The organism is Amycolatopsis oliviviridis (assembly GCF_014654365.1).
Taxonomy (GTDB): Bacteria; Actinomycetota; Actinomycetes; order Mycobacteriales; family Pseudonocardiaceae; genus Amycolatopsis; species Amycolatopsis oliviviridis.
In genome coordinates, this window is record NZ_BNAY01000012.1 from 23788 (window position 1) to 37184 (window position 13397).

At 70.2% G+C, this 13397-nt stretch carries 13 protein-coding genes; 12 read left to right on the forward strand and 1 reads right to left on the reverse strand.

What is annotated here, in order from left to right; translation table 11 throughout:
* The first annotated feature begins 83 nt into the window (after positions 1-83).
* From IE302_RS37585 to IE302_RS37610, 6 genes are all read left to right on the forward strand, one after another.
* Complete coding sequence (locus IE302_RS37585) at positions 84-5903, forward strand: type I polyketide synthase (protein WP_191259232.1); 5820 nt, start codon at positions 84-86, stop codon at positions 5901-5903.
* A gap of 1 nt (position 5904) precedes the next feature.
* On the forward strand, positions 5905-6345 hold the full coding sequence (locus IE302_RS37590; protein WP_020629606.1) for an acyl-CoA thioesterase: 441 nt from the start codon (positions 5905-5907) through the stop codon (positions 6343-6345).
* Position 6346: 1 nt separating this feature from the next.
* Positions 6347-6919, forward strand: coding sequence for a flavin reductase family protein (locus tag IE302_RS37595; RefSeq protein WP_191259233.1), 573 nt, complete (start codon positions 6347-6349; stop codon positions 6917-6919).
* A 16-nt stretch (positions 6920-6935) separates the two neighbouring features.
* Positions 6936-7103, forward strand: a complete 168-nt coding sequence (locus IE302_RS37600; RefSeq protein ID WP_191259234.1) for a DUF6222 family protein — start codon at positions 6936-6938, stop codon at positions 7101-7103.
* Positions 7104-7261: 158 nt separating this feature from the next.
* Entirely contained in the window at positions 7262-8803 is a 1542-nt protein-coding gene (locus tag IE302_RS37605) for an acyl-CoA carboxylase subunit beta (protein ID WP_373308076.1), read from the forward strand.
* Between the two features lie 11 nt (positions 8804-8814).
* Entirely contained in the window at positions 8815-9006 is a 192-nt protein-coding gene (locus IE302_RS37610) for an acyl-CoA carboxylase subunit epsilon (RefSeq protein WP_191259236.1), read from the forward strand.
* 146 nt (positions 9007-9152) lie between these two features.
* Here IE302_RS37610 and IE302_RS37615 read toward each other — a convergent pair whose 3' ends face one another.
* A complete protein-coding gene (locus tag IE302_RS37615) occupies positions 9153-9344 on the reverse strand; it encodes a hypothetical protein (RefSeq protein WP_191259237.1) in 192 nt (63 codons plus the stop codon).
* Positions 9345-9634: 290 nt separating this feature from the next.
* Here IE302_RS37615 and IE302_RS37620 point away from each other — a divergent pair, with 290 nt between their 5' ends.
* The 6 genes from IE302_RS37620 (at position 9635) to IE302_RS37645 (ending at position 13292) form a co-directional block, all read left to right on the forward strand.
* Complete coding sequence (locus tag IE302_RS37620) at positions 9635-9784, forward strand: hypothetical protein (protein WP_191259238.1); 150 nt, start codon at positions 9635-9637, stop codon at positions 9782-9784.
* 113 nt (positions 9785-9897) lie between these two features.
* On the forward strand, positions 9898-10206 hold the full coding sequence (locus IE302_RS37625; protein WP_191259239.1) for a DUF6235 family protein: 309 nt from the start codon (positions 9898-9900) through the stop codon (positions 10204-10206).
* Positions 10207-10483: 277 nt separating this feature from the next.
* Positions 10484-10969 carry a DUF6423 family protein gene (locus IE302_RS37630; protein WP_191259423.1) on the forward strand — a complete coding sequence of 162 codons (486 nt, stop codon included), beginning with the start codon at positions 10484-10486 and terminating at the stop codon, positions 10967-10969.
* Between the two features lie 8 nt (positions 10970-10977).
* Positions 10978-12297, forward strand: a complete 1320-nt coding sequence (locus tag IE302_RS37635; RefSeq protein ID WP_191259240.1) for an FAD-dependent oxidoreductase — start codon at positions 10978-10980, stop codon at positions 12295-12297.
* On the forward strand, positions 12290-12775 hold the full coding sequence (locus tag IE302_RS37640) for a DUF6187 family protein (RefSeq protein WP_191259241.1): 486 nt from the start codon (positions 12290-12292) through the stop codon (positions 12773-12775). The genes IE302_RS37635 and IE302_RS37640 overlap by 8 nt, the downstream gene beginning before the upstream one ends.
* On the forward strand, positions 12747-13292 hold the full coding sequence (locus IE302_RS37645) for a carboxymuconolactone decarboxylase family protein (RefSeq protein ID WP_191259242.1): 546 nt from the start codon (positions 12747-12749) through the stop codon (positions 13290-13292). The genes IE302_RS37640 and IE302_RS37645 overlap by 29 nt, the downstream gene beginning before the upstream one ends.
* Positions 13293-13397 lie beyond the last annotated feature (105 nt).

Consider the following 13397-nt stretch of genomic DNA (forward strand, 5'->3'; position numbering starts at 1 on the left):
CTGCCGCGTTTCTGAGGACAGAGCCCGGCGCCGGAACCGGATTCCATGACTTGAGTGGTTGAGAGCTAGGGGAGTGCGGTGGCATGAGCGTTGAGCGGATTTCGATTGTCGGTATCGGTCTCCGATACCCTGACGCCGGTTCCCCGGACGAATTGTGGGAGAACGTCCTCGCCGGCCGCCGGGCGTTCCGGAGACTGCCCGACGAGCGGATGAACCGCGAGGACTACTACTCGCCCGACCCGAAGGCTCCGGACCGTTTCTACGCCCAGAAGGCCGCGGTCCTCCGCGACTACGAGTTCGACCGGATCAAGTACAAGGTCGCGGGCAGCACCTTCCGGTCGACCGACACCACGCACTGGCTCGCCCTCGAGGTCGCCGCGCAGGCCTTGGCGGACGCGGGTTTCCCCGAAGGCGAAGGCCTTCCGAGGTCCGCCACCGGCGTGGTCATCGGCAACAGCCTCACCGGCGAGTTCTCGCGCGCCAACATCATGCGGCTGCGCTGGCCGTACGTGCGCCGCACGGTCGCGGCCGCGCTCGCCGAACGCGGCTGGGCCGAGGGTGACACCGCCGAGTTCCTCCACGATCTCGAAGCGCAGTACAAGGCGCCGTTCCCGGAGATCGACGAGGACACCCTCGCGGGCGGCCTGGCGAACACGATCGCCGGCCGTGTCTGCAACTTCTTCGACTTCGGCGGCGGCGGGTTCACCGTGGACGGTGCCTGCTCGTCGTCGCTGCTTTCCGTGGTCACCGCGGCGAACGCGTTGTCCGAGGGTGACCTCGACGTCGCCGTGGCGGGCGGTGTCGACTTGTCGATCGACCCGTTCGAGGTGATCGGCTTCGCCAAGACCGGCGCGCTCGCCAAGCGCGAGATGAAGGTCTACGACGCCGACTCCAACGGCTTCTGGCCCGGCGAGGGCTCCGGCATGCTCGTGCTGATGCGCGAGGAGGACGCGATCGCGCAGGGCAAACGGATCTACGCCTCCATCGGCGGCTGGGGTGTCTCCTCCGACGGCAAGGGCGGCATCACGCGGCCCGAGGCGTCGGGGCACCGCCTCGCGCTCAAGCGGGCGTACGAGAAGGCGGGCTACGGCGTCGAGACCGTGTCCTACTTCGAGGGGCACGGCACCGGGACCGCGCTGGGCGACGCCACCGAGATCGAGGCGCTCTCCACCGCCCGCCGCGACGCCGACCCGCTCGCCGACCGTGCGGCGCTGAGCACGATCAAGGGCAACATCGGCCACACCAAGGCCGCGGCCGGGGTCGCCGGGCTGATCAAGGCGACACTCGCGGTCTACCACCAGGTCATCCCGCCCGCGACCGGCCACTTCGAACCGCATGAGTCGCTGGTCGGCGACTCCGCGCGGATGTACGTCCCGGCCGAGGCCGGGTTGTGGCCCACGGATCACCCCGTTCGCGCCGGTGTCTCCGCGATGGGCTTCGGCGGGATCAACTCGCACGTCACCGTCACCGAGGCGCCGGGAGCGGCGCGGCGCAAGGAACTTGACGAAAAGACCCGGGCGCTGGTCGCCGGACGGCAGGACAGCGAACTGCTGCTGCTCGACGCCGACGACGCCGCGTCGCTGCGCGGCCGGGTGACCGGGCTGCTGGAGGTCGTGCCGAAGCTTTCGTTCGCGGAGCTCGCGGACCTCGCCGGGACGCTTTCCGCGGAACTGTCCGGGAAACCGGTCCGCGCAGCGATCGTCGCGACCAGCCCGGAGGACGCCGAGCGCAAACTGGCCAAGCTCCTCGACCTCCTCGGCGAGGGCGAGCCGGATGTCTTCTCCGCCAGTGAAGGCATCTTCGCCGGCTCGCGCTCCAAGGACCCGAAGATCGGCTTCCTGTTCCCCGGACAGGGTTCCGGGCAGGGCACGGTCGGCGCGGTGCGCAAACGGTTCACCCACGCCGACGACGTCTACCGCGCCGCCGGGCTTTCGACCGGTGCCGATCAGGTCGCCACCGACGTCGCGCAGCCGCGTATCGTCACCGGGTCGCTCGCCGGGCTCCGCGTCCTCAAGAGTCTCGGCATCGAGGCGCAGACGGCCGCCGGGCACAGCCTCGGCGAGCTGACCGCGCTGCACTGGGGTGGCGCGCTCACCGAACGCGAAGTCCTCAAGCTCGCCAAGATCCGCGGCAAGGTGATGGCGACCGCGAGCGACGGAAACGGTGCCATGGCGGGGATCGCCGCCACACCGGGCGTCGCCGAGCGGCTCGCCGAGGGCGAAGAAGTCGTCATCGCGGGCTACAACGCGCCCGAGCAGACCGTCCTTTCCGGACCGTCGGAGGCGATCGACCGGGTCGTCGCCCGTGCCCGCGCGGAGGGTTTCACCGCGACCCGCATCAACGTCTCGCACGCCTTCCACTCGCCCGCGGTCGTCCCGGCCGCCGAGGCGATGACCGAGGAACTCGCCGCGTTCGACTTCGCCCGGCTCGACCGGCCCGTCGTGTCCACGGTGACCGGTGACGTCCTGCACGCCGCCGAAGACCTGCGCGATCTGCTGCGCGACCAGGTCGTCCTGCCGGTGCGTTTCCGTGAGGCGGCCGCGAAGGTCGCCGAGCGCAGCGATCTGGTGATCGAGGTCGGCCCCGGCCGGGTCCTCACCGGACTGTTCGGCGAGATCGCGCCCGGTACGCCGGTGCTCGCGATCGACACCGACAGCCCGACACTGGCCGCCGTGCTGAAGGTCGCCGGTGCCGCGTTCGCGTTCGGTGTCCCGCTGGAGACCTCCACGCTGTTCGCCGGCCGGGTCGTGCGGGCCCTGCCGGTGGACGGCGAATTCTCCTTCCTCGCCAGCCCCTGTGAGGCCGCGCCGTCGATCGGTGCGGAGCTGGCCCGCGACCGCGTCGCAGACCCCGCCGAGGCCACGGCGGGCGAAGCCTCGGAGAACGGCGGCAGCAGCACGCTCGACCTGCTGCGCAAGCTCGCCTCGGAGCGGGTCGAACTGCCGCTCGAAGCCGTCACCGCGGACACGCATCCGCTCGACGATCTGCACCTGTCGTCGATCACCGTCGGCCAGCTGGTCAACGACGTGACCCGCGCGCTCGGCCGTCCGGCGCTGGAGGGCATGCCGAACTTCGCGACCGTCTGTCTCGGCGAACTCGCCGAGATGATCGACGAACTCGCGCAGACCGCCAAACCCGCCGACAGCAACCAGGCCGAGGTCGCCGGCGTCGGACCGTGGGTCCGGCCGTTCGCGGTCGAGTACGTCGTCGCGCCGAAGCCCGCGCCCGACCTCACGACCGGCATCTCCACCGCCGAATGGACGGCGTTCGCGCCGGACGGCCACCCGCTGGCGGAGCCGCTGCGCGCGGCACTGGCCACCGCGGGGGTCGGCGACGGTGTCCTCCTGTGCCTGAACGAGGACAGCGACGCGGACGACGTCGGCCTGTTCCTGGACGCGGGCCGCGCGGTGCTGGCCGCCCCCAACGGCACGCGGTTCGTCGTGGTGCAGCACGGACTCGGCGCTTCCGGCCTGGCGAAGACGCTGCGGCTGGAGGACCCGTCGGCGCGCACCACGATCGTCGACCTCGCCGACGTCAACCCGGTCGACCCCGAGGCCGTCGGCGCCGCGGTGTCCACTGTGGTCACCGAGGTCGCGGCGACGAACGACTTCAGCGAGGTCCGCTACGACTCCGCGGGCGTCCGCACGGTGCCGAAGCTCGGCGCCCTGACCCCCGCGGAAGCGGAGGGGACCCCGCTGGACACCGGCGACGTCCTGCTCGTCACCGGTGGCGGCAAGGGCATCACCGCGGAGAGCGCTTTGGCGCTGGCCAAGGACTCCGGCGCGAAACTGGCGCTGCTCGGCCGGAGCGACCCGGCCGACGACGCCGAACTGTCGGAGAACCTCGGCCGGATGGCGGCGGCGGGCATCACCTACCGCTACGAGCGCGCCGACGTCACCGACGGACGGCAGGTCGCGGAGGCGATCGGCCGCGTCCAGGCCGAATTCGGCCCGGTCACCGCGGTGCTGCACGGCGCGGGCCGCAACGAGCCCGCCGCGCTGTTCTCCTTGACCGAGGAAAGCTTCCGCAAGACCCTCGCCCCGAAGATCGGCGGGCTCAACGCCGTCCTCGACGCCGTCGACAAGGACAAGATCAAGCTGCTGGTCACCTTCGGCAGCATCATCGGACGGGCGGGCCTGCGCGGTGAGGCGCACTACGCCACGGCCAACGACTGGATGACCGAACTGACCGTGCGCTTCGGCCGCGAACACCCGAAGGCACGGGCGATCGCGCTGGAATGGTCGGTCTGGTCCGGGACCGGGATGGGCGAGAAGCTCGGTGTCGTCAGCGCTCTGATGCGCGACGGCATCACCCCCATCCCGACCGAGGAGGGCATCGAGATCCTCCGCCAGGTCGTCGGCGATCCGGCCGCCCCGTCGGTACTGGTCGTCTGCGGCCGCACCGCGGGGCTGGCCACCCTGCCGGTGGAGAAGCGGGAACTGCCGCTGACCCGCTTCGTCGACCGCGCCGTCGTGCACTACCCGGGGGTCGAGCTGATCACCGAGGCCGACCTCTCCGCGGGCAGCGACCCGTATCTGGCCGACCATCTGCTCGACGGTCAGCTGCTGTTCCCGGCGGTCATCGGCATGGAGGCGATGACCCAGGTCGCCAAGGCCGCGCTGGCCGCGGAAACCCTGCCGGCGCCGGTGTTCTCCGACGTCGAGTTCCTGCGCCCGATCATCGTCTCGCCCGGAGGGTCGACCACGATCCGGCTCGCCGCGCTGGCCAGGGACGCCGAAACGGTGGACGTGGTGCTGCGCAGCGGAGAGACCGGGTTCAGCGCCGACCACTTCCGCGCCCGGCTGCGGTTCTCCCGGCCGGATCCGCTCGGCGAGACCGTCGTCCGCGACGTCGCCCTGCCGCCGGTCCCGGTCGACCCGACGACCGAGCTGTACGGCACGGTTCTCTTCCAGGGCAAGCGATTCCAGCGGGTCACCGGGTACCGGCGGGCCAGCGCGCGGCATGCGGTCGCGGAGATCGCGACCGGCGCCGAAGTCGACTGGTTCGCGCCGTTCCTCCCGCAGGAACAGCTCCTGGCCGACCCGGGCACCCGTGACGCGATGATGCACGCGATCCAGTGCTGCGTCCCGGACGCGACCCTGCTGCCGCAAGGCATCGAGCGGCTGTACCTGGCCGAGCCGGGCGAGCAGGACCCGGAGTACGTGCTCCTCGACGCCCGCGAACGTTCGCAGGACGGCGACAGCTACGTCTACGACCTCGACGTCCGCAACCCGGACGGGAAGCTCGTCGAGCGGTGGGAAGGGCTGAAGCTGCGCGCGGTGCGCAAACGCGACGGTGAAGGGCCTTGGGTCCCGTCGATGCTCGGGTCCTATTTGGAGCGTTCGGTCGAACGGCTGCTCGGCTCGTCCCGCGCGATCGTCGTCGAACCGGACCCGGTGGGCGTTTCCGTGGAGACCACGCCGGAACGGCGGGCACAGACGGCACTGGCCGCCGGCCGCGCCGTCGACACCCCGCTCGAGATCCGCTACCGCCCGGACGGGAAACCGGAGGCCGACGGCGTCGAGGTGAGCGCGTCGCACAGCGCCGACCTCACCCTGGCGATCGCGGGCACCGGCCGGATCGCGTGCGACGTCGAGACGGCGATCGAGCGGACACCGGAGGACTGGGCGGGCCTGCTCGGCGAGGATCTGCTCTCGGTGGGCGAACTGCTCGCCGCGGACGCCCGCGAGCCGCTTTCGGTCGCGCACACCAGGGTCTGGAGCGCGCTGGAATGCGTGCGCAAGACCGGAGACATGACACAGGCGCTCACCGTGCACCGGGTCGACCCGGACGGCTGGGCGGTGCTTTCCCACGGCAGTGCCCGCATCGCCACCTGGGTGACGACCGTCAACGACCGGACCGATCCCGTCGTCTTCGCGGTGCTCCAGGGAGAGGAGAACTGACATGGCCGACTACTACGAGATCCTTCACACGGTCGGGTTCGAGGAGACCAACCTGGTCGGCAACGTCTACTACGTGAACTACGTGCGCTGGCAGGGCCGGTGCCGCGAGATGTTCCTGAAGGAGAAGGCGCCCGCGGTACTCGAAGAGGTCCGCCACGACCTCAAGCTGTTCACGCTCAAGGTCGACTGCGAGTTCTACGCGGAGATCACCGCGTTCGACGAGCTGTCCATCCGGCTGCGGCTGGAAGAGCTGACCCAGACCCAGATCCAGTTCACCTTCGACTACGTCCACCTCACCGACGAGGGCGAGCGGCTGGTGGCCCGCGGGCGGCAGCGGATCGCGTGCATGCGCGGCCCGAACACGGCGACGGTGCCCAGCCGGGTGCCCGAACAGCTGCGTGAGGCGCTGGCCCCGTACACGGTCGATCGCAAGGGAGAGTGACGTGGGCACTGAGGACGAGCCCAAACGGCCGGTGCTGAAACGGCTGCCGACCCCCGCGACGCGGCGCCGGTTGTCCGCGCAGGCCGGGCTGCGGGAGGTGATGGGCCAGTTCGCCACCGGGGTCACGGTGCTGACCGCCGGAGGCGAACGGGCCCACGGGATGACCGCCAACGCCGTCACCTCCGTGTCACTGGAACCGCCGATGGTGCTGTGCTGCGTCTCCCGCGCGGCCCGGATGCACGAGGCGATCGTGACGGCCGGCTCGTACGCGGTCACGGTGCTGGCGTCGGACCAGAAGGACCTGGCGAAGTACTTCGCGGACTGGCGCCGCCCGGCCGGGCTCGCGCAGTTCGACTCGGTGGACTGGACGGCGGGGCCGCAGACCGGCGCCCCGCTGCTCGACGGCGCGCTGGCGTGGCTGGAATGCGAGCTGGCGGAGGTCCACGAAGGCGGTGACCACTCGATCTTCCTCGGCAAGGTGGTCGCCTCCAGCCGCGGCACGGCGCAGGACTCGCTGGTCTTCTACAGCGGCGGCTACCACCAGATCGACGGCCGGGTACGGGCATCGGCCTAAAGGGAGAGGAACTGTCATGACCATCAACGAATCCACCACGCCCGCTCCGGCGCTCTCGCCCGAGCGGCCGCCGGTGGTCACCACGATGCCGCGGCTCGGACGGGGGGTGTGCTGGCGCGACATCGTGCGCGAGATCAAACTCGACGAGCTCGAGCGTGAGGCCCGGATGAAGGAGGCGGCGTGACCCTCCAGGGCGATCCGGGCGCCCAGCGCACGGACGAATCCGAGGTGGTGCCGCTGCCGGAAGACCGGCTGCGGCGCCCCCGGTTCCCGAGGGCGACCGACGGGCAGGTGATCCCGCTCGCCCGCGGCGCCGAACCGGTGCACCCGCCGGAGCCGACGATGCCGTTGCTGCGCACGCAACGCGACGAACTGCGCGAGCACATCGTCGACGGACGGCTCGACGGCGTCCGGCGGCAGCACTCGCTCGGCAAGCACACCGCGCGCGAACGGCTGGATCTGTTGCTGGACCCCGATTCCTTCACCGAGGTCGAGCTGTACCGGCGGCATCAGGCGAGCGGGCTCGGGCTGGCGGAGAACCGGCCGTACACCGACGGCGTCGTCGCGGGCTCGGGCACCATCGACGGACGGCGCGTGTTCGTCTACGCGCAGGACTTCACCGTCTTCGGCGGTTCGCTCGGCGAGGCGCACGCGGCGAAGATCCACAAGGTGATGGACCTGGCCATCGCCACCGGGTCCCCGCTGATCGGGCTCAACGACAGCGGGGGAGCGCGGATCCAGGAAGGCGTCATGGCGCTCAACGGCTACGGCGGCATCTTCCGCCGCCAGGTCGAGGCGTCCGGCGTCATCCCGCAGATCAGCGTGGTGCTGGGGCCGTGCGCGGGCGGGGCGGCGTACTCGCCCGCGCTCGCGGACTTCGTCTTCATGGTGCGCGACACCGCCCGCATGTACCTGACCGGGCCGGACGTCGTCGAGACGGTGACCGGGGAACGCGTCAGTCACGACGAACTGGGCGGCGCGGACGTGCACGGCGCGTCGTCCGGGGTGGCGACCGTGGTGCACGACGACGAGGAGAGCTGCCTCGCCGACGTCCGCTACCTGGTTTCGCTGCTGCCGTCGAACTACCTGGAACCCGCGCCGCGCGAGCCGTCACAGGACGCGGGCAAGGACCGGCGGCCCCGGTTCGCGGACCTCGTCCCCGTGGAGCCGAACAAGCCGTACGACATGCGGGACGTGTTCGCGGAACTGGCCGACGACGGCGAGTTCTTCGAACTGCACGAGCGGTGGGCGCAGAACGTGCTGTGCGCGCTCGCCCGGGTCGACGGGCGCGTGGTCGGCCTGGTCGGCAACCAGCCGGTGGTGTTCGCCGGCGTGCTCGACGGCCCCGCCTCGCAGAAGGCGGCGCGGTTCGTGCGGTTCTGCGACGCGTTCAGCATCCCGCTGGTGACGCTGGTGGACGTCCCCGGGTTCCTGCCCGGGGTCGAGCAGGAACACTCCGGGATCATCCGGCACGGCGCGCAGCTGCTGCACGCCTACTGCGAGGCGACCGTGCCGCGGATCCAGGTCATCCTGCGCAAGGCCTACGGCGGCGCGTACATCGTGATGGACTCGCGGTCCATCGGGACCGACCTGTCGCTGGCGTGGCCGACCAACCAGATCGCCGTGATGGGCGCCGAGGGCGCGGTCAACGTGCTGTTCCGCAAGGATCTGGCCGCCGCGCCGGATCCCGACGCGTTGCGCGCGCACCTGGTCGCCGAGTACACCGAGGAGTTCATGAACCCGCAATACTCGGCCGAACGCGGGCTCGTCGACGACATCATCGACCCCGCGGACACCCGCTCGGCCGTCGCCAGGGCGCTGGAAATGCTGCAGGACAAGCGAAAGGCGGCGCCCCAGCGCAAGCACGGCAACCACCCGATCTGAACGGGGGAACCATGTCACCGTCCGGAATGGACAGTGCGCCGCTCTTCCGGGTTCTGCGGGGGGACCCGGAAGACGTCGAACTCGCGGCGCTCGTCGCCGTCCTCGGCGCGCTCGCGTCGGCCGCGCCGCCGCCCGCCGCGCCCGCGCGTTCCGCCTGGTCGCCCCTCAGTGCGGCGACCTGGCGCACCTCCACGCTGCGCTGAACCGGCCCGTCAAGTCCGTGACTCACGTGATCAGGGACGTGACTCGCGTGATGGGAGACGGAACTCGCGTGATCAGACGCCGCACACCCGAGTGCGGCGTCTGATCACGCGAGTTCCGGGTCTGATCACGCCAGTGCGGTGTCCGATCACGTCGCAGCGGGAGCCGTGAGCCGGCGCGCCGCCTCGGTTTCCCGCCGCGCCGGATACGTGCTGTGCCAAGGATGCACGGCGACGTAGAGGACCTCGCCGTCGATCACGGCCTCCAGTCCCGTCCGCTCGCCCGGAGCGAACAGGGCACCGCAGGCCGCGCAGGTCCGCTGGCGATTCGCGGCGCTCACGGCCGGTCCCGTTGCTCGGGGACGGCGGGATCGGGCCACGACAGGCCCAGCAGGTCGACGTCGAGTTCGTCGTCGGCGTAGATCTCGTACGGGTCGAGGCGTTCGGTCATGATGCGCTCCTTGTGTTCCGGGGTGACACAAGAGCACTACCGGGACCCCCTCATCGGCGACTTGTTATTTGCTCATCGGGATCTTCAGCGGTCCTCGAGCGCGCCACGACCGGCTTCCGATCGGACGGGTCCATCCTTGGTTGTCAAGTGAGCTCTTCATCCAAGGCCGGGAGGAACGTCATGACGGCACAGGTGCGAATTTGGGTCGTGACCGATGATTTCGACCCGCGCGGGATCGACGGGACCGACGCGGCGCCGTTCGTCCCGGAGCCGAGGCAGCCCGCCGAAAGCGAGTTCCCGGCCGAGCACATCGTCCTCGGCTACAACTAGCGGACATGAACCGCGACCAGCGAGGACAGCAAGGACAAAGAAGACCACCGGGTATCCCGCGCGGGAGAATGAAGATCACCCGCGACCCGGCGAGACCTCTAGGAGGCCTTCGGATGGCTATGCGCCTCCAGCTCACGTCGGGTCTGCAGGTGCTGGAAGAATGGGCGATCAACGCTCCACAGGCCGACCGCAATGTTATCTACGAAGCGTTGTTCGCGGTAGCCGACGGATCCGCTTTTCTCATCTACGACATTTTCGGAGATGGCCGGGATCCGCATCAGTTCATCATTCTGGTGAAACACGACCTCGTCATCAGAATAGGGCTCAAGCGTACCGATTCCTCGTTCGAGATCGTTTACATCGGCGCGCTGGAGCACGGGACGCCCGCCGCGGCGTGGGCCGAGGACTCCGACGGTTCCTGACCCGCTGAGCGAGCGGGTGAGCCCGAAAGAACCAGACCTCGTACCGCTGAACGGACCAGTGCCGGGCAGTAGTACCGGCATCCTTTCGCAGTAATGAATCGTGCGTTCCTCATCTTGACATCGTCCGCTTCGGCGTGAAATTCTTCCGGTGTTTGCGGATGGGGAAATAACGCCGGGTCGAAATTGCGTTTATCGAGGTCTGGAGGCATGAAAGATGTCGTCACCTGAATTCCCGGGATTGGACGTTTCCACCCGGGTACGCGCACGTGACATCCAGATGGCCGGGGTCGCCGACGTCCGTCGCCGGGTGCTGATGATCTCCGGTGCGATCGACACCACCGAGCACGACATCTCGGTCAGCGTCAACCTGCCGGAACCGGGCCGCTGGCAGGTGATCAAGTCCGAGACCAACCTGACCGACAAGACCTGGGTCGCGATGCAGGTCGTCACCGACGAGGACTCGACCTTCGTCGACGACGCCGACACCCTGGTGCTTTCCCGCCAGTTCTCCAAGTCCTTCATGACGCCGGATCAGCGCCGCCTCACCTTCTACGACGGTGAGGTCCGGCCCGGCGAGGCCGTGCTGAAGGTGTACTCGCTGGACGCGGGCGGGCGGAAGCCGACCTACTCGTACTCCCGCTACAGCCCGATCGCGACCGACACCGCCGAGCAGTCCCAGCAGACCCTGGACGAACTGATCAGCAACGGGATGAAGCAGCGTCCCGTGATCGAGCTGATCGTCCCGGTGACCGTGATCGGCTGAGCACGCCGGTGATCACCTTCGTCCCGGAACCCCATCTGCTCGAATCGCCGCGCGGGCGGGAATGGCCGGTCCTGCCGGCGACCCGTGCGGCCGTCACCGCCGAACCGCCGCCCGGCGCCGACGTCGTCATCGTCGGCGCGGGCCCGGCGGGGCTCGCGGTCGCTTCCGCGTTGTGGCACCACGGTGTCCGCGACATCGTCGTCGTCGACCGCGACGGCCGTCCCTGCGGCCGGTTCTTCGACCGCGTCGACCTGCTCGGCCAGCGTGTGCTGCGGTCGCCGTACGAACACCATCCCGGCGTCGAGGGCTACCGGGACTGCGAACTCCTGGACTTCGCCCGGCTGCACTGGTCGGTGCTGACCCCGGTGGAGCGCCGGGAGATCCGGATGGCGCAGGCCGGGCACCGCTCGGTCGTCCCCGTCGACGTCTTCGAGGCCTACTGCCGCCATCTGGCCGCGAGCCACCACGTCACCGAGCGGACCTGGCGCGGTTCGGTTCGCGAGGTCCTGCCGACGTCGGACGCGGTCACCGTGCGCGCCGACCGGTTCTCCATCACCGCGCGCCACGCGGTGCTGTGCCTCGGCGAGGAACGCCGGTCCGCCCCGGACACCTGGTGGGGCGGCGGCTATCCGCCGCGCGGCGTGAGTTACTGGGACGAACCCGTTCCCCAGGGCGGGAAACGCCTCGCCGTCGTCGGTGCCGGCCTCACCGCCGCGCATCTGATCTCCAACGGGCTGGCCCAAGGCCGCGAGGTGCACTGGGTGGTCCGCGAAGCCGGCGAGCGCTACCAATGCGCCGACGTCAACTCGTCCTTCTTCCGGCCGGAAGGCCGCGCCCGCTTCGACGGCGTGAGCTGGTCCGACAGGCTCGAACTGATGGGCCGTTTCCGCCGCGCGTCGATCATGTTCGAGTTCCGGCCGATGCTCGAAGCGGCCGAAGCCGAGGGGCGGCTGGTCGTGCATCGCGGCAAGGCGATCACGAAGGTGACCCCGGGCGTCGGCCTCCACCTCGAAGACGGTTCGCGGGTTTCCGTGGACCACGCCGTCCTCGCGCTCGGCACCACGCCGTCGATCGGCGACGGCCTGATGCCCGACGACGCCGTCCTCGACCGCGGCGGCTGGCCGCGACTGGACGAGCGCACCTTCGCCTACGTCGGCGCGCCTCGCGTCTTCGCCGTCGGCGCGGCCGCGGGAATGGCGCTCGGCCCGGCCGCCCGCAACATCGACGGCCACCGCGTCGCCACCGCGCGGGTCGCGGCCACCGTCGCCGAGAATCTGCGCCGGGACGCCCCGCTGCGGGCGGCCGCGAAGGACGTCGCCCGTGTCTGAGCCCTACGACTCCCGGTTCACCCTGCCCTCGATCGACGACGCCCCCTCGACCGAGGCAGGGGTGATCCTGATGGGCCTGGACGCCGAACGGCTGCTCGCCGGCGTCGGGCTCGCGCGGCTCGCCGACGAGCCGGCGCTGGTCGCCCTCGCGGTCGACCAGGCCCGGCACGACGCGCTCGACCTCAGCACCGGAGCCCTGGTCGATGCCGGGATCCTCCGCTGGCGCGAGGTCCGCCCGCTGATCGAAGCAGGTTCGGAGATGACGTCCGCCGGTTCCCTGCGCAGAGAATGGGAACACACCATCGCGCGGGTCACGGCCACGGTGACCGGGCTGGGCCCGGCGTCGGTGGCCTGCCTCGCGGCCTGCTGGCTGCGTCGCGACGACATCGACGACATGGCCGAGTCCGCCGGACACGGGCGGACACCGGAAAAGGGGAGCGGTACACACGATGTCCTATCTCGGGTCTTTGCCGACTGACGCCACTCTGCTGCAGGTCTTCCAGAAGTTCCCCGCGCCCGCGTCGAAACTGCTGGACTTCCACGAACTGATCATGCGGGCGCCGTCGGCGTTCGACGCGGGGGAGCGGGAGCTGATCGCCGCCTACGTCTCCGGCGTCAACGATTGCCGGTACTGCCACGGGGTCCACACCGTCACCGCGGAGGCTTTCGGTGTGCCGGAAGGACTTCTGGCGGCCGCGCTGACCGATCTCGGCTCCTCGCCCGTGGACGAGCGCATGAAGCCCGTGCTGGCCTACGTGGGCAAGCTGACGCGCACGCCGTCCGAGGTGACCGAGGAGGACGCCGAAGCCGTGTTCGCCGCCGGGTGGGACGAAGCCGCGCTGCACGACGCCGTCCTCGTCTGCGCCCTGTTCAACTTCATGAACCGGATGGTCGAGGGACTCGGGATCCGCGCCGACGCCGGTTACGCGAAGACTTCGGGCGTCCGGCTGAAAGAAGGCGGGTACGCCGGTCTGGCGCGCCTGCTCGCCGGGTGACTACGCCATCAGGATGATGAATCCGGCACGGTGACCACAAGCGGTCACCGTGCCTCGATGAGCGCGGCCGGACACGAACCGTAATCGAAAACGGACTCCGCTACT

Excerpts from the sequence above, each read along its gene's own strand:
- IE302_RS37600 (WP_191259234.1), top strand. The coding sequence starts at position 6,936 with ATGACCATCAACGAATCCACCACGCCCGCTCCGGCGCTCTCGCCCGAG.
- IE302_RS37630 (WP_191259423.1), top strand. The coding sequence starts at position 10,484 with ATGGCCGGGGTCGCCGACGTCCGTCGCCGGGTGCTGATGATCTCCGGT.
- IE302_RS37585 (WP_191259232.1), top strand. The coding sequence starts at position 84 with ATGAGCGTTGAGCGGATTTCGATTGTCGGTATCGGTCTCCGATACCCT.
- IE302_RS37625 (WP_191259239.1), top strand. The coding sequence starts at position 9,898 with ATGGCTATGCGCCTCCAGCTCACGTCGGGTCTGCAGGTGCTGGAAGAA.
- IE302_RS37645 (WP_191259242.1), top strand. The coding sequence starts at position 12,747 with ATGTCCTATCTCGGGTCTTTGCCGACTGACGCCACTCTGCTGCAGGTC.
- IE302_RS37590 (WP_020629606.1), top strand. The coding sequence starts at position 5,905 with ATGGCCGACTACTACGAGATCCTTCACACGGTCGGGTTCGAGGAGACC.
- IE302_RS37605 (WP_373308076.1), top strand. The coding sequence starts at position 7,262 with ATGCCGTTGCTGCGCACGCAACGCGACGAACTGCGCGAGCACATCGTC.
- IE302_RS37610 (WP_191259236.1), top strand. The coding sequence starts at position 8,815 with ATGTCACCGTCCGGAATGGACAGTGCGCCGCTCTTCCGGGTTCTGCGG.
- IE302_RS37620 (WP_191259238.1), top strand. The coding sequence starts at position 9,635 with ATGACGGCACAGGTGCGAATTTGGGTCGTGACCGATGATTTCGACCCG.